The 20,834-nt window shown below is 41.3% G+C and carries 21 protein-coding genes; 13 read left to right on the top strand and 8 right to left on the bottom strand.

What is annotated here, in order from left to right; all coding sequences use genetic code 11:
- Positions 1 to 26 precede the first annotated feature (26 nt).
- Both B0I26_RS07295 and hemQ read right to left on the bottom strand, forming a co-directional pair.
- Positions 27 to 452: a cell wall hydrolase gene (locus B0I26_RS07295; protein WP_111644795.1), complete on the bottom strand. Its 426-nt coding sequence runs from the start codon at positions 450 to 452 to the stop codon at positions 27 to 29.
- 285 nt (positions 453 to 737) lie between these two features.
- Positions 738 to 1,484, bottom strand: a complete 747-nt coding sequence (gene hemQ, locus B0I26_RS07290) for a hydrogen peroxide-dependent heme synthase (RefSeq protein WP_111644794.1) — start codon at positions 1,482 to 1,484, stop codon at positions 738 to 740.
- A 209-nt stretch (positions 1,485 to 1,693) separates the two neighbouring features.
- Between hemQ and pta the strand changes: the two genes are divergently transcribed.
- Complete coding sequence (gene pta / locus B0I26_RS07285; protein WP_111644793.1) at positions 1,694 to 2,665, top strand: phosphate acetyltransferase; 972 nt, start codon at positions 1,694 to 1,696, stop codon at positions 2,663 to 2,665.
- Between the two features lie 86 nt (positions 2,666 to 2,751).
- Here the strand turns inward: pta and B0I26_RS07280 are convergent, their stop codons facing one another.
- Positions 2,752 to 3,030, bottom strand: coding sequence for a hypothetical protein (locus B0I26_RS07280; protein ID WP_111644792.1), 279 nt, complete (start codon positions 3,028 to 3,030; stop codon positions 2,752 to 2,754).
- Positions 3,031 to 3,157: 127 nt separating this feature from the next.
- Between B0I26_RS07280 and B0I26_RS07275 the strand changes: the two genes are divergently transcribed.
- Positions 3,158 to 4,000 carry a lipoate--protein ligase family protein gene (locus B0I26_RS07275; protein WP_409991415.1) on the top strand — a complete coding sequence of 281 codons (843 nt, stop codon included), beginning with the start codon at positions 3,158 to 3,160 and terminating at the stop codon, positions 3,998 to 4,000.
- Positions 4,001 to 4,133: 133 nt separating this feature from the next.
- On the opposite strand, the gene B0I26_RS07270 is transcribed toward B0I26_RS07275, so the two are convergent.
- Positions 4,134 to 4,790, bottom strand: coding sequence for an RsfA family transcriptional regulator (locus B0I26_RS07270; RefSeq protein ID WP_111644879.1), 657 nt, complete (start codon positions 4,788 to 4,790; stop codon positions 4,134 to 4,136).
- Between the two features lie 385 nt (positions 4,791 to 5,175).
- On the opposite strand from B0I26_RS07270, the gene B0I26_RS07265 reads away from it, so the two are divergent.
- The 3 genes from B0I26_RS07265 (at position 5,176) to B0I26_RS07255 (ending at position 7,389) form a co-directional block, all read left to right on the top strand.
- The gene (locus B0I26_RS07265; RefSeq protein WP_111644790.1) at positions 5,176 to 5,400 is read left to right on the top strand and encodes a YuzB family protein; all 225 of its coding nucleotides are present in this window, start codon (positions 5,176 to 5,178) and stop codon (positions 5,398 to 5,400) included.
- 142 nt (positions 5,401 to 5,542) lie between these two features.
- On the top strand, positions 5,543 to 6,844 hold the full coding sequence (locus tag B0I26_RS07260) for an HD domain-containing protein (protein WP_111644789.1): 1,302 nt from the start codon (positions 5,543 to 5,545) through the stop codon (positions 6,842 to 6,844).
- 14 nt (positions 6,845 to 6,858) lie between these two features.
- Complete coding sequence (locus B0I26_RS07255; RefSeq protein ID WP_111644788.1) at positions 6,859 to 7,389, top strand: YwgA family protein; 531 nt, start codon at positions 6,859 to 6,861, stop codon at positions 7,387 to 7,389.
- Positions 7,390 to 7,524: 135 nt separating this feature from the next.
- On the opposite strand, the gene B0I26_RS07250 is transcribed toward B0I26_RS07255, so the two are convergent.
- Together B0I26_RS07250 and B0I26_RS07245 are read right to left on the bottom strand one after the other, a co-directional pair.
- Complete coding sequence (locus B0I26_RS07250) at positions 7,525 to 8,826, bottom strand: NCS2 family permease (RefSeq protein ID WP_111644787.1); 1,302 nt, start codon at positions 8,824 to 8,826, stop codon at positions 7,525 to 7,527.
- Between the two features lie 181 nt (positions 8,827 to 9,007).
- Positions 9,008 to 9,214: a 2-hydroxymuconate tautomerase gene (locus B0I26_RS07245; protein WP_111644786.1), complete on the bottom strand. Its 207-nt coding sequence runs from the start codon at positions 9,212 to 9,214 to the stop codon at positions 9,008 to 9,010.
- 96 nt (positions 9,215 to 9,310) lie between these two features.
- On the opposite strand from B0I26_RS07245, the gene B0I26_RS07240 reads away from it, so the two are divergent.
- Positions 9,311 to 9,979, top strand: coding sequence for a site-2 protease family protein (locus B0I26_RS07240; protein ID WP_111644878.1), 669 nt, complete (start codon positions 9,311 to 9,313; stop codon positions 9,977 to 9,979).
- A gap of 22 nt (positions 9,980 to 10,001) precedes the next feature.
- Entirely contained in the window at positions 10,002 to 10,514 is a 513-nt protein-coding gene (locus B0I26_RS07235; protein ID WP_111644785.1) for a YwhD family protein, read from the top strand.
- Between the two features lie 161 nt (positions 10,515 to 10,675).
- On the opposite strand, the gene B0I26_RS07230 is transcribed toward B0I26_RS07235, so the two are convergent.
- Positions 10,676 to 12,742 carry a transglycosylase domain-containing protein gene (locus B0I26_RS07230; protein WP_111644784.1) on the bottom strand — a complete coding sequence of 689 codons (2,067 nt, stop codon included), beginning with the start codon at positions 12,740 to 12,742 and terminating at the stop codon, positions 10,676 to 10,678.
- A gap of 252 nt (positions 12,743 to 12,994) precedes the next feature.
- Between B0I26_RS07230 and speE the strand changes: the two genes are divergently transcribed.
- The 5 genes from speE to B0I26_RS07205 all read left to right on the top strand — a co-directional run bounded on the left by speE (position 12,995) and on the right by B0I26_RS07205 (position 17,271).
- Complete coding sequence (gene speE / locus B0I26_RS07225; RefSeq protein ID WP_111644783.1) at positions 12,995 to 13,825, top strand: polyamine aminopropyltransferase; 831 nt, start codon at positions 12,995 to 12,997, stop codon at positions 13,823 to 13,825.
- A 74-nt stretch (positions 13,826 to 13,899) separates the two neighbouring features.
- On the top strand, positions 13,900 to 14,781 hold the full coding sequence (speB, locus tag B0I26_RS07220) for an agmatinase (protein WP_111644782.1): 882 nt from the start codon (positions 13,900 to 13,902) through the stop codon (positions 14,779 to 14,781).
- Positions 14,782 to 14,917: 136 nt separating this feature from the next.
- Complete coding sequence (locus B0I26_RS07215; protein WP_111644781.1) at positions 14,918 to 15,355, top strand: YwiB family protein; 438 nt, start codon at positions 14,918 to 14,920, stop codon at positions 15,353 to 15,355.
- Positions 15,352 to 17,022 carry an arginine--tRNA ligase gene (argS, locus tag B0I26_RS07210; RefSeq protein WP_111644780.1) on the top strand — a complete coding sequence of 557 codons (1,671 nt, stop codon included), beginning with the start codon at positions 15,352 to 15,354 and terminating at the stop codon, positions 17,020 to 17,022. Before B0I26_RS07215 ends, argS begins: the two co-directional genes overlap by 4 nt.
- Positions 17,023 to 17,103: 81 nt before the next feature.
- Entirely contained in the window at positions 17,104 to 17,271 is a 168-nt protein-coding gene (locus tag B0I26_RS07205) for a XapX domain-containing protein (RefSeq protein ID WP_111644779.1), read from the top strand.
- Positions 17,272 to 17,311: 40 nt separating this feature from the next.
- Here B0I26_RS07205 and cls read toward each other — a convergent pair whose 3' ends face one another.
- On the bottom strand, positions 17,312 to 18,502 hold the full coding sequence (gene cls, locus B0I26_RS07200) for a cardiolipin synthase (RefSeq protein WP_111644778.1): 1,191 nt from the start codon (positions 18,500 to 18,502) through the stop codon (positions 17,312 to 17,314).
- A 205-nt stretch (positions 18,503 to 18,707) separates the two neighbouring features.
- Between cls and B0I26_RS07195 the strand changes: the two genes are divergently transcribed.
- Entirely contained in the window at positions 18,708 to 20,792 is a 2,085-nt protein-coding gene (locus tag B0I26_RS07195) for a (Fe-S)-binding protein (RefSeq protein WP_111644777.1), read from the top strand.
- Positions 20,793 to 20,834: the final 42 nt, after the last annotated feature.

Here is a 20,834-nt window from a genome sequence, read left to right as displayed (position 1 = left end):
GTTACCTCCTATCAAAATATTTAAGTTTAAGAATAAACGCCGGGACAATCTGTTTGTGTCGGTGCATAAAAACAATGTGACTTATAGCGTCCAGTGTTCCATTGATTAAACCATTGCGGCGGACAGGCTCCGTCCGGTTTAAAAAACCAAAGGCAATAAGTAGCAGGATGATAGCGCCAGCCACGGATGACTTGGCGCGCTAATTGGATATCTAGTTCTCTTGCGCGTTGGTAAAAATATCCCTTTTGCGTCGCCTCAAAGCCACCTGGACGTTGGTATACCATTTGGGGAATCGTACGTATCCCTCGAAAATCAAGACAATTCGCCCTGACGCGGTTGACGCCAACATTCCCGACCATGAGCATCCCTAATCTTCCGTCACCTTCCGCCTCGGCCCGCATCAATCTTGCCAGTAGTCTTACATCTTCTTCTGTACACGCAACAACCGCCATTTTCTCACCTCTTATCTACAAGCGCATAGTTTTACGTTTTTCCTAGACATTAATAGGCTATTGCAGAAGTGGAAAATGGTGACAAGAAAAACAGGTTTTTATGAACAAATTTCTGATTTATATTTATGGGAAAATACGTTGTTATATGACAATAAAACGAAGCTTGTCCTTAAATTTAAAAAAAATTTAAAAAAATAGGGCTGACCTAAAATAGAGTGTCAGATCCCACAACCCGATAAATATATTGTGAAATGCAGACACTGATAGGTCAGCCCTGTCTTTTATTTATACATGTAAAAACGAAGCCACTTTTTCTTTTGGCAAAATATTCCCAACGAAGAAAGAACCGAACTCGCCGTAACGCGCGCTGACTTCATCAAAGCGCATTTCGTAGACAAGCTTTTTAAATTGCAAGACATCATCAGAGAATAGTGTGACGCCCCATTCGTAATCGTCAAAACCGACAGAACCGGTAATAATTTGTACGACTTTTCCGGCGTATTTGCGGCCTGTCATGCCGTGGGCGCGCATTAAATTGCGGCGTTCTTCCATCGAAAGCATATACCAGTTATCATTTCCTTGACGGCGCTTGTCCATCGGATAGAAGCAAATATGTTTTGTTTTTGGCAGAATTGGGAACAGGCGGCGGCGCACTTCTGGATTTTCGTATGGATCGCTGCCGTCAGAAGGCAGATAGTTGCTTAGCTCGACAACGGAGACATAAGAATAAGTTGGAATTAAATATTCCGCCAACTTTGTCTTATTAAGTTCAGTCTCAATTTCATTTAGCTCTTCCATTGTCGGACGCAGAATCATGAACATCAAATCGGCTTTTTGTCCGACAACCGTATAAATTGCATGGCTTCCTTCTTTTTTGTCTTCTGTCGCCTGCCATTTTTCGACTATCGCTAAAAATTCATGAATGGCTGCTTGGCGTTCGTCGCTTGTGAGTGTTTTCCATGCGGACCAGTCGACAGAACGGAAATCATGCAGGCAATACCAACCTTCAAGCGTTTGTGCTGCTTCACTCATTTTACTTTCACCCCGATATTTATGTATTTACATATTTACTATATCATAGTTTACCCAACAAGTGTTTGCAAGTTGCACTGCTAACGATATGACTGAATTATTTTAATAAAAAAACTATTTTTGTAAGGGCTTAACTTGGTTGATTTTCCCTTCGATCAGGGTATCCTAGTAGGTAGAATGATTTTTATTTATGCTGAGGAGGAACTTTTGTGAGTGATTTATTTTCTGTCTTAAAACAAAAAATTTCCGGGAAAAACCTCAAAATTGTTTTTCCAGAAGGATTAGATGAACGCATTTTAACAGCGGTAAGCCGTTTAGCAAACGAAAATATACTGAGTCCGATTGTCATTGGCAACAAAGAAGCAGTAGAGAAAAAAGCAGCGGAAATCGGTGTTGCCCTTTCAAATGTAGAAATTATCGATCCAAAGCAGTATGAGCGGATGGATGAGTTTGTTGAGGCATTTGTTGAGCGCCGCAAAGGAAAAGTGTCAAAAGAAGATGCACAAAAAACGCTGCTTGATGTGAACTATTTTGGCACAATGCTTGTTTATATGGGAAAAGCGCACGGGTTAGTGAGCGGTGCTGCTCATTCGACGGCGGACACAGTGCGTCCAGCGTTGCAAATCATTAAGACGAAAGAAGGAGTACGCAGAACTTCAGGCGTATTCATTATGGTTCGCGGCGATGAGAAATATGTGTTTGCGGATTGTGCCATCAACATTGCCCCTGACAGTGCCGATTTAGCGGAAATTGCCGTTGAAACGGCCAATACGGCTAAAATGTTTGACATTGAACCGCGTGTGGCGATGTTAAGCTTTTCAACAAAAGGTTCAGCAAAATCCCCAGAGACGGAGAAAGTGATTGAAGCGGTGCGTCTTGCGAAAGAAAAGGCTCCTGACTTAATCATTGACGGCGAGTTTCAATTTGATGCGGCATTCGTGCCTTCTGTGGCGAAAAAGAAAGCACCGGATTCCGTCATTCAAGGCGATGCAAATGTATTTATTTTCCCTAGCCTTGAAGCAGGCAACATTGGTTACAAAATTGCGCAGCGCTTAGGAAACTTTGAAGCGATTGGTCCAATTTTACAAGGCTTAAATCAACCAGTAAATGACTTATCGCGCGGTTGCAATGCCGAAGATGTGTACAAGCTGGCGTTAATTACGGCTGCCCAGGCTCTGTAATGAAGAAAATATCTTTTCCCATCTAGAGAAGATAGTAAACAAACAACGCTTGGATGTTACGATCCGAGCGTTTTTCTATTTATGTCTTAAGGTCTTTTTGTTTCTGAATAAGGCATTTTCGTAATCACAATCATCGGCTCGTTTAAGTTGGCATTAGGAATTTGCTGCGGTTCTTTTTTGCTTGGGAGCGATTGAACATTGTTTGCTTCTGGCGGCAAAGGCTCATTGACAGAGTCAACGATAATCATGTTACGGTTTAAATCCCGTTTTTGCTCATTATTTTGTACTTCATCTTCTGCATGATTGCAGCCAAATAAAGAGGCGCTCAATAATAGAGCAAAAGCGGTAAAAATGAACGTTTTCATCTTTCTTCTCCTTTCGTTTTATAAAATTAGACGAACTAATATCTTAGATTGTTTCAAGAAATTTGCCTGTTGATTTTCTCTTGATGTCATTATGATATAATGGGAACGTTAAATGCAGTGTGAGGAGATAGAGATGATGAATGAGCTTTTACAACAGCCGAAATGGCGGATTATCGATCAATCGCATTTCGGTCCAATGTTTGATGCAAAACAGTCATTTGCGATCGATGATACGCTTTGCACAACGGTTGGACAAGGTATGTCTGACGCGGTTGTCCGTTCATGGGTTCACCACAATACGATTGTGCTTGGGATTCAAGATACGAAGCTTCCATATTTACATGATGGTGTGTCCTTTTTAGAAGAACAAGGATATCGGGTCATTGTCCGCAACTCTGGGGGATTGGCGGTCGTTCTTGATGAGGGGGTATTGAATATATCGCTTATTTTACCAGAGACGAAAAAAGGAATCGATATTAACCGCGGCTATGATGCAATGTGGGAGCTTGTCAAACATATGCTTGCGCCGTATCAAGCGAACGTTGAGGCGCGGGAAATTGCCGGCTCATATTGTCCGGGCAGCTATGATTTGAGCATTAGCGGGAGAAAATTTGCCGGCATTTCACAGCGGCGCCTTCGCGGCGGTGTCGCCGTGCAAATTTATTTATGCGTCAGCGGCAGCGGCTCAGCCCGTGCGGAAGTCGTTCGCGGGTTTTATGAGCGCGCTTTAAAAGGAGAAGAAACGAAGTTCACCTACCCGAATATTGTTCCGGAAACAATGGCATCGTTGTCGGAATTATTGCAAGAAGCGATTACCGTACCAACATTAATGCTGCGATTGCTTGAAACGCTCCATTCCTTTGGCGGCGAGCTGTATGCATCCTCATTAACGGCGGAAGAATTATCGCTGTATGAACATCATTTGCAGCGGATGATGGAAAGGAATGAAAAAGTGTTTAATCAATTATAAAGACTATGGTTTATTAACATATCATCAAAAGGGCTGACCCTTAAGTGTCCGACCTCGCATGCATTTCACAATTTATGTACTATATATTGTGCTGCGGGGTCTGGCCCTTTGCTTGTCGGTCAGCCTCCTTTCTTTATTCGGCAATTTTCTCTAAATTCCCATTTCGATCCATTTTAAATTTCGTTGCTGGACGTTCTTCTTCTTCAAGCAGCACCATTTTGCGGGCGCGGTTCATAATTTTCATCAATGTTTCATAGTCTTCTTGAATCGTTGAAGAGCTTTCTTCCAGTTTGGCAATCTTTTTCTCAAGTTCTTCATTTTTTGCCGTGATTTCAGCATTTTCTTTTTTCAGTCTTTCATTCTCTTTTTGCAGCACCTCATGATTGGTATTCATTCCTTTTAATGTTTGCAAGAAAGAAATGACGTGGTCAATGGACATGTCATTTACTTCAACGTTGTTCGTTGCCGGCTGCAAAACGCCCGGTGTTTCTAAATCTTCTAATGGCGGAACAGGAGGTGTATAAAGTAATTTTTTGCGCACCGGTTGATTTTTGCCAAACGCTCGTTGACGTTGTTTTCGTTGTTTTTTGGCAAGCTGCAGCGCTTGTTCGTAATGCTGGCGAACCACTGCGTTCCAGCGGAACCCGCAAGCAGCTGACGTTCGATTTAATTTATCTCCAACTTCCTCGAAAGCATTCAACTGTGTGCTTCCTTCTCTCACGTGGCGCAACACCGTTTCCGCCAATAGTAAATCATCTTCTTCTGACCATGCATCTTGTCGTTGTTTCATACTCTCAACTCCCTTTTCTTCATAAATGTCCAGCTTCAGCGCCCGGCCGTTAGCTTCTTGAAAATACTTCATTTCAAAACTTGCTGAAAGCATGACTTGAAAAGTGATGCTTTAAGCAGCCCGCGGCGCTTCCGTTTTGCTGTGGCAGCTTTCTTCCAGCGCGTTGCGGGGCTGGGCGGGGCGCCTTCGCTTTTCTTAATTAGTAGTAGCATAGACAAAAATAAAAAAGCCCATACTATTTTTTAGTAGATTTTTTATAAATAAAAATTTGCGAGACTTTTAATCCATTAACAGGCCGATCGAACAGCTTGCATTGTCAGTCGAGAAGATGTAGAATACACGTTAGTGTTAAAACGCCTGAATGTTATAGAAAGGATGAAAATCGATGGCAAACGAGTTTCGTGTGTGTGATGATTGTCAAGCGACGAATTTGAAGACGCTTTTGCCGCGTCTAAAAAAACTCGATCCGAACGCGAAAATCCAAATCGGTTGTCAATCTTACTGCGGTCCGGGAAGAAAAAAATCTTTTGCTTTTGTCAATAACCGTCCGATTTCCGCTGCAAACGAAGATGAATTAATTGAAAAAATCGCACAAAAGATTAAAAAATAACGAAAAAAATCGCCTTCATTGTTATGAAAGGTGATTTTTTGTTTCTATTTTCAGGAAATACTAGTATATAAAAATCAAGTATTTTTTTGCCGAAATAAACCGCTTATAATAGACTCATGTTAGAAATGGAAGAGGAGATAAAATGGCGTATCCAGGCGGACAATTAAGCGAAGAAAAAGTATTTAAAGATCCCGTTCACCGTTACATACATGTTCGCGATAAAATTATTTGGGATTTAATAGGGACGAAAGAATTTCAGCGTTTGCGCCGCATTAAGCAGCTTGGTACGACCTATTTAACGTTCCACGGCGCTGAACATAGCCGATTTAATCATTCGCTTGGCGTCTATGAAATCATTCGCCGCATTATTGACGATGTGTTTGTTGGACGGGAGCATTGGGATCATAGTGAACGGCTTTTATGTTTATGCGCGGCGCTTTTGCATGATTTAGGGCACGGTCCATTTTCGCATTCGTTTGAAAAAGTGTTTCATCTCGATCATGAAGATTTTACGCAAGCGATTATTTTAGGCGATACGGAAGTGAATAAAGTATTGCGCCGCATGGGCGATGATTTTCCGAAAAAAGTTGCCGAAGTCATTGCCAAAACATATAAAAATAAGCTTGTTGTCAGTTTAATTTCCAGTCAAATTGATGCCGATCGCATGGATTATTTGCTTCGCGATGCTTACTATACAGGCGTCAGTTACGGAAATTTTGATATGGAGCGAATTTTGCGCGTCATGCGTCCGCGCGAAGACCAAGTTGTTATTAAACGGAGCGGAATGCATGCCGTAGAAGATTACATTATGAGCCGCTATCAAATGTATTGGCAAGTATACTTTCATCCGGTCACAAGAAGCGCTGAAGTGATACTCACGAAAATTTTGCACCGTGCGAAAAAACTCCATGAAGCTGGTTATTCTTTTAAGACAAAACCTGTTCATTTTTATTCCCTATTTCAAGAAAACGTGACTCTTGAAGAATATTTAAGATTGGATGAGGCGATAATTCTCTATTATTTTCAAGAGTGGCAAAATGAAACGGACCCGATTTTAAGCGATTTATGCCGTCGTTTTGTCAACCGCAACCTGTTTAAATATGTGGAGTTCAGCCCGACGAACGAGCAGATGAAGAAGCTTTTGGAACTGAATGCACTGTTTAAAAAGGCAGGCATTGATCCGGAATATTATTTAGTCGTTGATTCATCGTCTGATTTGCCTTATGACTTTTATCGGCCGGGAGAAGAGGGAGAGCGTCTGCCGATTTATTTGCTGATGCCAAATGGTGAATTGCGGGAGCTGTCAAGAGAGTCTGTCATTGTCGATGCGATATCGGGGAAGCGGCGGACCGATCATAAACTATATTTTCCGCAAGATTTTATTGATGATTTATCGACGAAGCGTGCGACAAAGAAAAAAATTAAAGAAATATTAGAGGGTTAGGAGATGACGGGGAGTTGTTAATGGAGCATGCAAAAATTATGAAGGCTTTGGCGATGGCAGGGGAGATTGTTGGACGAAAAAAATTACAAAAAATGATTTATATTGCGAAAAAAATGAGCTTTCCTTTTTATGAAAAATTCGGTTTCCATTTTTACGGCCCATATTCCGAGGAATTGACTCTAAGAATAGAAGAGCTTTGTAACCTTGGATTTCTCAATGAAATGAAAGAGAAAAGGGGCGGTTATTTCCAATATCGTTATACTTTAACGGAGGCTGGTGAAGAGTTTTTAAGCCACTATGACATTGAAATGCCGCATTTACAAGAATGCATGCAGGATATGAATAAACAAAACTCGCGGTTTTTAGAGTTGGTATCAACGATTCTCTACTTTGAGAATTTAAGTAAAGATGAAGTGAAAGAAAAAGTGTTTTCTCTGAAAAGTAAACAGCGCTATACAGAGGAAGAAATCGAACAGGCGTATGCATATATCGAAAATTTGCGTAACAAAATCACAGGAAATAAAAATCAAGAGGCTGTCTCATAAGGGTCTGACCTCACGCGCATTTCACAATATATCGTTCATTTATCCCCTATATATTGTGTTGCGGGGTCTGACCTTGGGCTTTTGGGACAGCCTCCTTTTTTATGCCGTCATTATTTGCTTCTCAAAACTTGCAAATTAGTGCGGCAGGAAAGCCAGTTGATAGAAGAACAATACTGCGAACAAGTAGACGAGCGGGTGTACTTCGCGCCATTTTCCGCGCGTGATTTTTAATAATGGATAAGAGATAAAGCCGAGCGCGATCCCTGTCGCGATGCTGGATGTCAGCGGCATGCTTAAGATAATGAGAAAAGCAGGGAATGCTTCGTCAAGCTCGTTCCATTTAATGTGTGCGATGCTTCCTATCATGAGACTGCCGACAATGATTAAAGCAGGTGCGGTAATCGCTGAAATTCCGGATACGGCCCCGACAAGCGGACCGAAAAAGGCGGAAATCGCAAATAATACCGCAACAGTCAGTGATGTTAATCCAGTGCGTCCTCCAGCTGCTACACCGGCAGAAGACTCAATGTAAGCTGATGTCGGGCTTGTCCCGAACATAGCGCCTACTGTTGTCGCAATCGAATCAGCTAGAAGTGCTTCGCGGGCGCGCGGCATTGTATTTCCTTTCATAAGACCGGCCTGCTGCGCGACACCAATCATTGTTCCTGTCGTATCAAAAATCGTTACAAGCAAAAACGAGAAGACAACGGCATATAATCCATATTGCACGACATCGCCGATGGCCGTCAGCGGATTGATAATGATGAGACCTTCAGGTAAAGACGGCATGGAGACAAAGCCTTTATCAAACTTTAACTGTCCAGTAAAATAAGCGATAACTCCTGTTACAATCATTCCGAAAAAGAGAGCACCGTTTATGCGGAGCGACATCAAAATAAGCGTAACAGCTAAGCCGATTAACGCAAGAATCGCAGAAGGCGAATGTAAATCACCTAAAGCTACTAGATTTGTCGGATGATCCGTAATAATTCCTGTCAAACGCAGCCCGATAAACGCGATAAACAGTCCAATTCCCGCGGTAATTCCATGTTTTAAGTTCTCCGGAATCGCCTCGATAAGTTTGCGGCGAAACGGTGTTAACGATAAGATAATAAAAATAATTCCCGCAACAAATACAGCTGAGAACGCAATTTCATAAGAAATATTTCCGTGTGAGCCGACAACGGAGTAGGCAAAATAAGCATTTAATCCCATACCGGGTGCAATGGCGATTGGATAGTTGGCAAACAACGCCATCCAAAGTGTTCCAATGATCGTAGCGATAATCGTTGCCATAAACACTTGTTCAAACGGAACGCCGGCGTCTGATAAGATGACTGGATTGACAATGACGATGTATACCATTGTCAAGAAAGTCGTTAACCCAGCCAATATTTCTGTTTTTGTGCTTGTCTTATATTGTGATAGCTTAAACATGTGACCCTCCAAAAAACGAACATTTTTTAAATCATATATTATAATATTCGTTTTTTAATAAAAGTGCAACAAAAAATTAGAGGCTGTCCCATAAAGGTATCGCCCCCGCGCACGATATACGATAGATCGTAGTTGCGAGATCTGATATTTCGCCTTTGAGACAGCCTCTGCCATATGCACTTTACTCATCGCTTAAACGTTTGCCGGCAATTGCATAGTGGTTTTTCGGCATTTCTTCAATAAATACAACGACTTTTTCTTTTGGTGCACCGGTTGTTTCGACAACTGCTTCCGTTACTTTTTCTACAAGTGCTTTCTTTTGTTCTTCTGTGCGGCCTTCAAGCATTTTTACAGTTACGTAAGGCATGCCAATCGTCTCCTTTATCATGAAGTTTGCAAATTTATTATACCATTTTCGTTTCCTCATTGTTTTAGTATTGATAAAGAATCATGTATACTGTTGATGAGAATAGTACAAAAAGGAGTGGAAAATTTGCTGCCATACTCAATTCAAGAAATTCCGTATGTATTGATGGCGTTAGCGATGGCTTTTTCCGTGCATGAATTTGCCCATGCATATACAGCGTATAAATTTGGCGATCCGACTGCCAAAAATCAAGGGAGATTGACGTTATCGCCGCTTGCTCATTTAGATTTGCTCGGTACGCTTCTCATCTTTATTGCCGGGTTCGGCTGGGCAAGACCTGTGCCGGTGAATCGCCACCATTTTAAAAATCCACGCCTCGCAGGCATTCTTGTCTCATTTGCCGGACCGCTTAGCAATTTAATGTTGGCAGCGTTTGGATTTGCGGCTTGGTACAGTCTGATTCGCTTTGGAATCCTTGACATGATACCGGATTGGTTTGCTGCCGGTTTTGATCAGTTTTTCCAAATTTTTATTGGCTTGAATGTCGTATTATTTATTTTTAACTTATTGCCATTCCCGCCTTTAGACGGCTACCGGATTATTGAAGATTTAGCTCCGAATGATGTGCGGGTGAAAATGTCGCAATTTGAAAATTACGGTGCCCTTATTTTTCTTGTTCTCGTGTTAACACCGCTGGATAAATATACGATTCAGCCAATTTTTCATGTGGCCATTCCGTTTGTCATTCAAATGCTTAATTCAATTTTTTCCGGACTGATTATGTAGATGTTGAAGGGGGAGCGAGTCAATGGAACAAAAAAAGAAAAATCTCGGTTTTAATATTATTAAAAATGATCCTATGCATGGACATGGCGGTTTTGGGGTAGGAGCGTTAAGCTTGGAAAATGTCTCTCCTGTCATTATCGATATTGAAGCGGGAGAAGCGTTTGTTGATATGGGAGCGATGCATGCGCGCAGCGTTGTTGAAAAGGGGATCAAATTTACACCGAATCGTGAGGAAGTGCCAAACGGAAAACCGTACTGGCTTGTATGGGTGACAATTGACCGCACGGCGGAGGGACCGTACTATGCAGGGGTTGCTGCTTGTGAAATGACGGTGGACCGCGAAGCTCGCCGCGGCTATAAATCGCTGCCGGAACATGTAAACCGGATGGATAAGTCATTAAAGCGTCATATTATTGTCGAGCACATGGATGAAAAGTCGAAAAAGGTGCTTGCCAATTTTTTAAAGAATCATGACATTGAAATGTGGAACCGTTCAAGCGAGGAATTGAAGAAAGGTTTGCTGGCGGAAAACTAATTTTCTGAAAAAAATTACCAAAGATGTGACGGTTTTGTGAAAGACCTTCCGTCAAGACTTGAGCTTTTATTGGAAAAAGAGTAAACTAAACCTACATGTGTAACACAATATAAAACTAGGACACGAAAATCCCCAAGCAAAACGCTTGGGGATTTTCGTATTTAGAACCAATTAAATATTTTCTCGAACCAATTTTCCTTCTCTTTGTTTTCATTTGATTTTTTCTGTTTCGTTTTATGATGATGAACGTGATCGGTACAATATTCTGACGGCTCTGTACCTGCGACATAGTAAGTAAGACGTTTCACTGGACAAGCTTTTGTCGCCAGCTTTCCATTGTCCGGATTGATGTAAACACCGACTACACCCTCGGTCGGTTTAAATGTTTTAACTGGTTTTCCTGTAAGTCCTTCTTCCATAAAGCCGACCCAAATTTTTTTCGCATATTGCTTTTCCGCTACTTTGTCAATCGTTTGGCCTTTATCATATCCCGTCCATACTCCGGCAACAAGCTGCGGCGTATAGCCAATCATCCAGCTATCTGTTTTCGTCGTTCCTGACTTGCCGGCATAAGGACGGGTCATTTCTCTCGCAATCGTTTGTCCGGTAACAGACGTATAATCGTTTAACCGCGCATCAAACATTCCTGTCATTAGTTGAGTTGTTACATAGGCGATATCCCGGTCGAGAATTTGCTCTTCGCTCTTTTTATGTTCATAAATGGTCTCGCCTTGATAGTTAACGACTTTTTTAATAAATACAGGCCCGGCTTTTTTTCCATTATTTGCAATAATACTGTAAGCGTTGACCATATCAATCACTTTCACCGGTGATGTTCCTAATGCCAGGGATGGCACTTCTTTTAGTTGACTTGTAATTCCTAATTGTTTCGCTGTTTTTACGAGTTCCTCTTCACCGATGAACAAATGTGTTTTCACGGCAAAGACATTATCGGAAAGGGCGATGGCCTGAGCGAGTGTAATCGTATCATTTGCATAATAGTTATTATAGTTGCGCGGTGTGTATGTCGCACTTCCGTTGTCAAAAGTAAAGGTTGTAAGCTCACTCCGCATTTCTGTCGAAGGAGTAAATCCTTGTTTAAGAGCTGCATAGTAAAGAAACGGTTTGAATGTAGAGCCAGGCTGACGCTCTGCTTGGACGGCTCGATTAAACGTGCTTTTTTCATAATCCCGTCCGCCAATTAATGCCTTGATCTCGCCAGTGTGCGGTTCCATCGCGACAAGGGCGGCCTGGATATTAGAGTTTTGGTCGATTGTTTCGGTGATATGCTTTTCTGCGATTGTTTGCAGTTTTGGGTCAAGAGAAGTATAGACGCGCAAACCGCCCATTTCGATTGTTCGTTCATCAAGTCCTAAATCGGTTTTAAGAATATGTTTGACGACATCTTGAAAATAAGGAGCTATTTGTTTTTTTGCGACTTCATGATGACGAGAGTACACAAGCGCTGTCTCATAAGCTTTTTCCGCTTCTTTTTTGCTAATATAGCCGGCTTCTATCATCGATGTTAAAACGGCTTTTTGGCGTTGCTTCGCCCGCTTTTCATGAATGAGCGGCGAATAGTAAAAAGGTCCCTTTGGAATGCCTGCCAGCATGCTGGCTTCGCTTAATGTTAATTGCTTCGCTGGTTTATCAAAATAATAATTGGCAGCTGCTTCAATGCCATATACACCGTGACCATAATAAATAGTGTTTAAATAACCCTCCAATATTTCTTTTTTGCTATAGTTTACTTCTAGGCGAATCGTATATAACGCCTCCTGAAGTTTTCTTGTCCATGTTTTATCATGGCTTAAAAATAAATTACGCGCGTATTGCTGTGTAATGGTACTTGCGCCTTGTATTTTTGCCATTGCTTTTATATCAGCGAGTGCTGCTGCGGCAATTCGTTTCATGTCAAAGCCGTAATGCTCAAAAAATTTGCGATCCTCAACGGCAATCGTTGCATTAATAAGGGTGGGAGATATTTCATCGAGGTTGATCCAATAACGTTTTTGCCCGTTGTGGATTTCGCCAATTTTTGAACCATCATCGGCATAAAAAATCGTTGTTTGCGGAACGGCTAAAGGTGGAGCTCCTTCAACTTTAGCCAATACAATGACGCTGATAATGCCAATAATGAATAAGATTGCTAGGATGAGGCTCACAAAAACAAACGCGCGAATATATTTCAACGTTCCTCTAAATCGGCGGCTCGGGATGATTTCCAAGGTAAATCACCTCATATACATTTCTTGATGGTTGCGAATTGTTTTTAGTATGAGGAAATTTTTCTCATTTTAAACGTTTTTCTAGCAATTTTTACTTGAAATTTTGCTAGATTACTCTATACTTTTTCATGTTTAGTTTTTTGTTTGGCAGGGAAATATAAAATATCGGTTAAATTTTGTTGAAAAGGACTATCATTTTTTTGATAAGTAGAATATTCTTAATAGTGATTTAGCAAAGAAAGGGTGTACACAATGGAATTATGGTTTACAGAAAAACAGACAGAAAACTTTGGAATCACAGCAAAAATTAAACGTACTTTACATACAGAACAAACAGAATTTCAAAAGCTGGACATGGTGGAGACAGAAGAGTTTGGCAACATGCTTATTTTAGACGGCATGGTAATGACAACGCAAAAGGATGAGTTCGTCTACCATGAAATGGTGGCGCACGTTCCTTTATTTACACATCCAAATCCGGAAAACGTACTTGTTGTTGGCGGCGGAGACGGTGGTGTTATCCGCGAAGTGCTGAAACATCCAAGTGTGAAAAAAGCAACATTAGTTGAAATCGACGGAAAAGTTATCGAATATTCAAAAAAATATCTTCCTGAGATTGCTGGAAAATTGGATGATCCGCGTGTGGAAGTGAAAGTGGACGACGGTTTCATGCATATTGCCCAAAGCGAGAACGAATATGATGTCATTATGGTTGACTCTACAGAACCTGTTGGTCCGGCGGTGAGCTTATTTACAAAAGGATTCTATGCGGGCATCGCAAAAGCATTAAAAGAAGACGGCATTTTTGTTGCCCAAACAGACAATCCGTGGTTCAAAGCTGACTTAATTAAAAACGTACAAAGAGATGTGCGCGAAATTTTCCCGATTACACGTCTATATATCGCCAACATTCCAACATATCCAAGCGGCATGTGGACTTTCACAATCGGCTCGAAAAAATATGACCCATTAGAAGTCAGCGATGAACGCTTCCACGACATCGACACAAAATATTACACAAAAGAACTTCACAAAGCTTGCTTTGTACTACCAAAATTCGTTAAAGATTTAATCGGGGACTGACCCCCGCTTTTTTAAGGCGTTAACGCATTAGTTGACTGGGGGGACAGACCCCCTACATAAAGGAGGTTTATGTGATGCGGTTTGATGAAGCTTATTCTGGTAATGTGTTTATTAAGAGTCATCCGAATTTTGCGGAAAGTGAAGCGGTTATTTACGGCATGCCGATGGACTGGACCGTTAGCTATCGTCCAGGTTCGCGTTTCGGTCCGGCGCGCATTCGTGAAGTATCCATCGGTCTTGAAGAGTACAGCCCTTATTTAGACCGTGAATTAGAGGAAGTCAAATATTTCGATGCCGGTGATATCCCGCTTCCATTCGGTAATGCACAGCGCAGTTTAGATATGATTGAAGAGTTTGTTGACAAAATTTTAGCGGCAGATAAATTCCCGCTCGGTCTTGGCGGCGAACACTTAGTATCTTGGCCTGTTATTAAGGCAATGCACAAAAAATATCCGGATTTAGCGATTATTCATATGGACGCGCATACTGACTTGCGCGAGCAATATGAAGGCGAGCCGCTTTCCCACTCGACACCAATTCGCAAGGCAGCAGAATTAATCGGGCCAAAAAACGTATATTCTTTCGGAATTCGCTCCGGTATGAAAGAAGAGTTTGAATGGGCAAAAGAAAACGGTATGTACATCGCAAAATTTGAAGTATTAGAGCCGTTAAAAGAAGTTCTCCCAAAACTCGCTGGACGTCCTGTCTATGTTACGATTGACATTGACGTATTAGATCCAGCACATGCACCTGGAACAGGAACAGTTGATGCCGGCGGGATTACGTCAAAAGAATTGCTTGCTGCGATCCATGAAATTGCTAAGTCTGATGTGAAAGTAGTCGGTGCCGACTTAGTAGAGGTGGCTCCTGTTTATGACCATTCCGAACAAACAGCCAACACAGCAAGTAAACTTGTTCGTGAAATGATTCTCGGATGGGTACAAAAGAGAAAATAAGTTATAATGAGGCTGCATTTAGAGCGGCCTCTCTTTTTTATTTTGATATTCATTGAATCTCGTGTAACTCTTGCATATCATTAAACAATTTATTTATACTATTATGGTTATAGATTGTAAAAAGGGCGTGTACGTTGTGGACCAAACAACCGGTACTCCAATTCGCTTAAAGCAAGTCACAGAAATCCGCGATGGTTTCCGCAAAGAGACTGTTGCATTCGAAACAAATGGTCTATACTACTTAAAAGGAAATACTGTATATTTAAGCTTTGAGGAAGAACAAGAAACAGGAAAAGTGAAAACAATTATAAAAATTGCTGGCGAGGAAGTGACGGTGCTCCGTTCTGGCGCGGTTAACATGCGTCATGTATTTCGCAAAAGCAAAGAGACCACGGGAAACTATCAAAGTCCGTTCGGTCATTTTACAATGAAAACAAAAACAGAAAACGTGCAATATCAATACAATGAAAAAACAAAAAAAGGACAATTATTTTTTTCTTACATATTACAGCTGCAAAATCAACAATCAGGGCGTTATTCCATTACGATTACGTTCAGGGAGGCACGAGTATGAATATTGTTGAACAAATGAAGGAGAACCTTAGAGCCGAAATTAAAGCTGCTGTCTTAAAAGCGGGATTAGCGACAGAAGAGCAAATTCCAAGCGTCATTCTTGAAGTGCCGAAAGATAAAGCACATGGTGACTACTCAACGAACATGGCGATGCAGCTTGCGCGCGTCGCGAAAAAAGCACCGCGCATGATCGCGGAAGATATCGTCAACCACTTTGACAAAACAAAAGCATCCATTGACAAAATTGAAATCGCCGGTCCCGGTTTCATCAACTTCTATATGAACAACAGTTATTTAACCGACTTAATTCCGGCGATTATAAAAGCAGGCGCGTCTTATGGGGAGACAAATGTCGGACAAGGACAAAAAGTGCAGGTCGAGTTCGTTTCCGCGAACCCAACAGGGAATCTGCATTTAGGACATGCGCGCGGTGCGGCTGTCGGTGACTCACTATGCAATATTTTAGCAAAAGCGGGATTTGACGTAACACGCGAGTATTACATTAACGATGCCGGCAACCAAGTTTACAACTTGGCAAAATCGATCGAAGCGCGCTACTTCCAAGCGCTGGGCATCGACAAAGATATGCCGGAAGATGGCTATTACGGAGATGACATTATTGAAATCGGGAAAAAACTTGCAGAAGAATACGGCGACAAGTACGTTCATATCGACGAACAGGAACGCTTAACATTTTTCCGCGAGTATGGCTTAAAATATGAGCTGGACAAGATTAAAAAAGACTTAGAAGATTTTCGCGTCACGTTTGATGTCTGGTATTCTGAGACATCGCTGTATCATAACGGCAAAATTGACGAGGCATTAGCGACACTTCGCGAGAAGGGTCATATTTATGAGAAGGATGGCGCGACATGGTTCCGCTCGACGACATTTGGCGACGACAAAGACCGCGTCCTCATTAAGCAGGACGGATCCTATACGTATTTAATGCCGGACATTGCCTATCATCAAGATAAACTAAAACGCGGCTTCCAAAAAATTATTAACATTTGGGGAGCTGACCATCACGGATACATTCCGCGCATGAAAGCAGCGATTCAGGCGCTTGGATATGACCCGGATATGCTTGAAGTCGAAATCATTCAGCTTGTCAGTCTGTACCAAAACGGAGAAAAAGTAAAAATGAGCAAGCGCACAGGCAAAGCAGTGACAATGCGCGACTTAATGGAAGAAGTCGGACTTGATGCGACACGTTATTTCTTTGCGATGCGTTCAAGCGATACACACCTTGACTTTGACATGGATTTAGCGGTTTCTAAATCAAATGAAAACCCTGTTTACTATGCACAATATGCGCATGCACGCGTATGCAGCATTCTTCGTCAAGGAGAAGAGCAAAACTTATCGTATGAAGGCGAATTACAGCTCGACTACATTCAATCTGAAAAAGAAATTGAGCTATTGAAAAAATTAGGGGAGTTCCCGGCGGTGGTGTCCGAAGCGGCGCTCAAACGCATGCCGCATCGCATTACTAACTACATTTTTGATTTAGCTTCCGCATTGCATAGCTTCTATAACGCGGAAAAAGTATTAGATCCAGAAAACAAAGAGAAAAGCCGCGCTCGTTTGGCGTTAATGAAAGCTGTACAAATTACATTACAAAATGCGCTTGCGTTAGTGGGCGTATCAGCACCAGAAAAAATGTGATAATGGTTGACCTTCTACTTTTTATGAGTAGAGGGTCTTTTCTGTGTGCATAATGTATAGTAGAGAAATGGAGGAAAAAAAATGAATGAAATCATTTTATCTTTACTAACTGGCATGGTCGTTGGCTTTGTCTTTGCCTTATTAAAATTGCCCATTCCGGCTCCGCCCGCGTTGGCAGGGATTATGGGGATTGTTGGTATTTATTTAGGAGTGAAAGTATTTCAGTGGGTAGCACCTTTATTGAAGTAAATTTTAAAAAGTTGAGGGATTTCCCTCAACTTTTTTCACTTTACAATAATCGAGAAATGAACATGGAAACAGATTCTTTCCCCCGATCCCATAATGTCCGCTTTCGCCAAAAATCAAGCGTCAGTTTTTCCGCATCAGCAAGGTCCCGATTCACAGCTGTCCGAGCTATTTTTACAAATTGCTTATCATGAATATAACAGTTGATTTCGCTGTTAAGGAAAAAGCTGCGTTTATCAAAATTCGCTGTCCCAATATCGCACAGCCCGTCATCAATAATAATCACTTTTGCGTGATAAAACCCTTGATAAAAACGATAAATATGCGCTCCTGCTTTAAGCAGACGATAAAAGTAAGGAAAAGCAGCTTCTTTGACTAAAGGGTGGTCAGCTTTTAATGGTACAAGAATGATCACTTTCACACCGCGGCGCAAGGCATCTAATAAGGCTTTCATGACTTTCTTACTTGGAATGAAATAAGGGCTCCCAATAATTAATTCTTTTTTTGTTTGCTCAATTAAGTGAATGTAGTCATTTTCTAAAAAATGACCATTTGTCGCAATGAATTTATGGGGAATCGTTCCGGATTCAAGCTCCGGAAAATAATCATTTTTCGAAAATAATTTTTCTTTTGTCGCTGCGGCCCAATCATCGAAAAATTGTGTTTGTAAATCTTGGACACCTTCACCCGTTACTTTTAAATGATAATCCCGCCAATCTCCGAATTTCGGATCTTGTCCAATATACTCTTTGCCAATATTAAAGCCGCCGATGTATCCTGTTTTCCCATCGATAACGGTAATTTTTCGATGATTTCTTCGGTTCAGTTTATAAAAAAAGCGGGGAAATGTCGGTCTATGACTGTAAGCAAGCTTTACGCCGCTCTCCTGTAAAGAACGAATCACTGTTTTTGGAAGGCCAAAGCTCCCAATCCAGTCAACAAGGAGACGCACTTCTACACCTTCTTTTGCTTTTTGTTTTAACAGGTCGTAAAACTGTTGACTAACTTGATCGGTTTTTACAATATAAAACAAAATATGAATATGGTGTTTTGCCTGTTTAATCGTTTGAAAATAGTCATCAAATAACTGCCGTCCATCTGTAAAAAACTGCAGATTACTTTTCCGCATCGGGTATTCCCTGCGTACTCTAATAGAGCGGTATATTTTTTGTCCAAGCTTGTCATCGAGAACGACGAGCAATAATAATATAACAATGAAAAGAAGAACCGCCATTTTATTCCCTCCCGCTAGTTTCCGTTAATTATTAATTTTCCCTTCTTGGCTCGAATCAATAATGGGATAACTTGTCAAAAAAAGATTGTTGACTGAATGCTCATTCACCAATAAAATAGACTCAAGAATATAATTCTGAAAATTTATTATGTTATAAATATTTTCAATTAATGTAATGTTATCGAAGGGGAAAGGGGAATGAACGGTGAACGGATTACTGCTCATTAATTTTGTTGCGTTTTTGTTTGTAACCGCTTACGCAGTGTATTTATTTATTTATCTGGTCCAAACGAGAATTGCCTACATTAAATTAGGCAAAAAAGTGGAATTTGACCAAAAAGTAAAAGAGCGCTTAGAAAAAATCTGGGTCAATGTTTTCGGGCAGAAAAAGCTATTGAAAGATAAAAAAAGCGGAATCATTCATGTGATGTTTTTCTACGGTTTTATTCTCGTCCAATTCGGTGCGATTGATTTCATCATTAAAGGATTAGTACCGGGGGCTCACCTTCCGCTTGGTCCGCTGTATCCTGCCTTTACGTTTTTCCAAGAAATTGTTACGCTGATCATTTTATTTGCAGTATTTTGGGCATTTTACCGCCGCTATATTGAAAAACTTGTTCGTTTAAAACGCGATTTTAAAGCAGGCTTAGTATTAATTTTCATCGGCGGTCTCATGCTGTCTGTATTGTTTGGCAACGGAATGAGCATCATTTGGCACGGCGAAGATATGAAGTGGAGCGAACCTGTCGCCTCAGCGATTGCCGCTGCATTCCAATGGACAGGTCAAACAGGAGCGGCTTTTCTTTTCTATGTTTCTTGGTGGGTACATTTATTAATTTTGCTTACATTTCTAGTGTATGTACCGCAATCAAAGCATGCGCACTTAATTGCCGGTCCTGTGAATGTATTTTTCAGCCGGCTGTCTAGACCAAAACTTGAAAAAATCGATTTTGAAGATGAAACACAAGAATCATTTGGCGTTGGAAAAATTGAAGACTTTAAGCAAACGCAGCTGATTGATTTATACGCTTGTGTGGAGTGCGGCCGCTGTACAAACATGTGCCCGGCGACGGGAACAGGAAAAATGCTTTCACCAATGGATTTAATTTTAAAGCTGCGCGACCATTTAACCGAAAAAGGTGCAGCCGTCACGTCAAGAGCGCCTTGGGTGCCGACATTTTTATTTAAAAACACAAAGGGAAATCAACTTGCTTTTGCGGCACAAGGAGCGCAAGAGCAGGCAGCAGCGCTAGAAATGCCAAATTTGATTGGCGATGTCATCACGGAAGAAGAAATTTGGGCATGTACAACATGCCGCAATTGTGAAGACCAATGTCCGGTTATGAACGAACACGTCGATAAAATTATCGATCTTCGCCGTTATCTCGTACTAACGGAAGGCAGAATGAATCCAGATGCACAACGGGCGATGACAAACATTGAACGTCAAGGAAACCCGTGGGGACTCAACCGAAAAGAAAAAGAAAATTGGCGTGAATTAAGAGAAGATGTTCATATTCCAACAGTAAAAGAAATGCAGAAAGCCGGTGAAGAGTTTGAATATTTATTCTGGGTTGGCTCAATGGGAGCATTTGATAATCGCAGCCAAAAAATCGCTTTAGCGTTTGCGCGTCTTTTAAACGAAGCGGGCGTCAAGTTTGCGATTTTAGGAAACAAAGAGAAAAACTCCGGAGATACGCCGCGCCGTCTTGGAAATGAATTTTTATTCCAGGAACTAGCAGCAAACAATATTGCTGAATTTGAAAAAGCAGGCGTTAAGAAAATCGTAACGATTGACCCGCACGCTTACAACACGTTCAAAAACGAATACCCTGATTTCGGTTTAGAGGCGGAAGTATATCATCACACAGAATTGCTTGCAAAGCTCATTGAAGAAGGCAGATTAGTGCCGAAATATGAAGTGAACGAAACGGTTACGTTCCATGATTCATGTTACCTCGGACGCTATAACGATGTATACGAACAACCGCGGAAAATTTTACGCTCTATTCCTGGCGTAAAACTTGTTGAGATGGAACGTAACCGTGAAACAGGAATGTGCTGTGGCGCTGGCGGCGGCCTCATGTGGATGGAGGAAACGACAGGAACGCGCATAAACGTCGCACGCACGGAACAAGCGCTGGAGGTCAATCCAACCGTCATCAGTTCTGGCTGTCCTTATTGCTTAACGATGTTGACAGACGGAACAAAAGCGAAAGAAGTAGAAGATCAAGTGGCAACTTATGATGTCGCTGAATTATTAGAAAAATCTGTATTTGCACATAAATAAACGAATTAAAAAAATAATGAATTATCAGTAAAATATAGTATA

This window comes from Paranoxybacillus vitaminiphilus (genome assembly GCF_003259935.1).
Classification (GTDB): domain Bacteria; phylum Bacillota; class Bacilli; order Bacillales; family Anoxybacillaceae; genus Paranoxybacillus; species Paranoxybacillus vitaminiphilus.
Note: the sequence above shows the minus strand (reverse complement) of the source record. Positions and strands in the feature narration are given on the sequence as shown.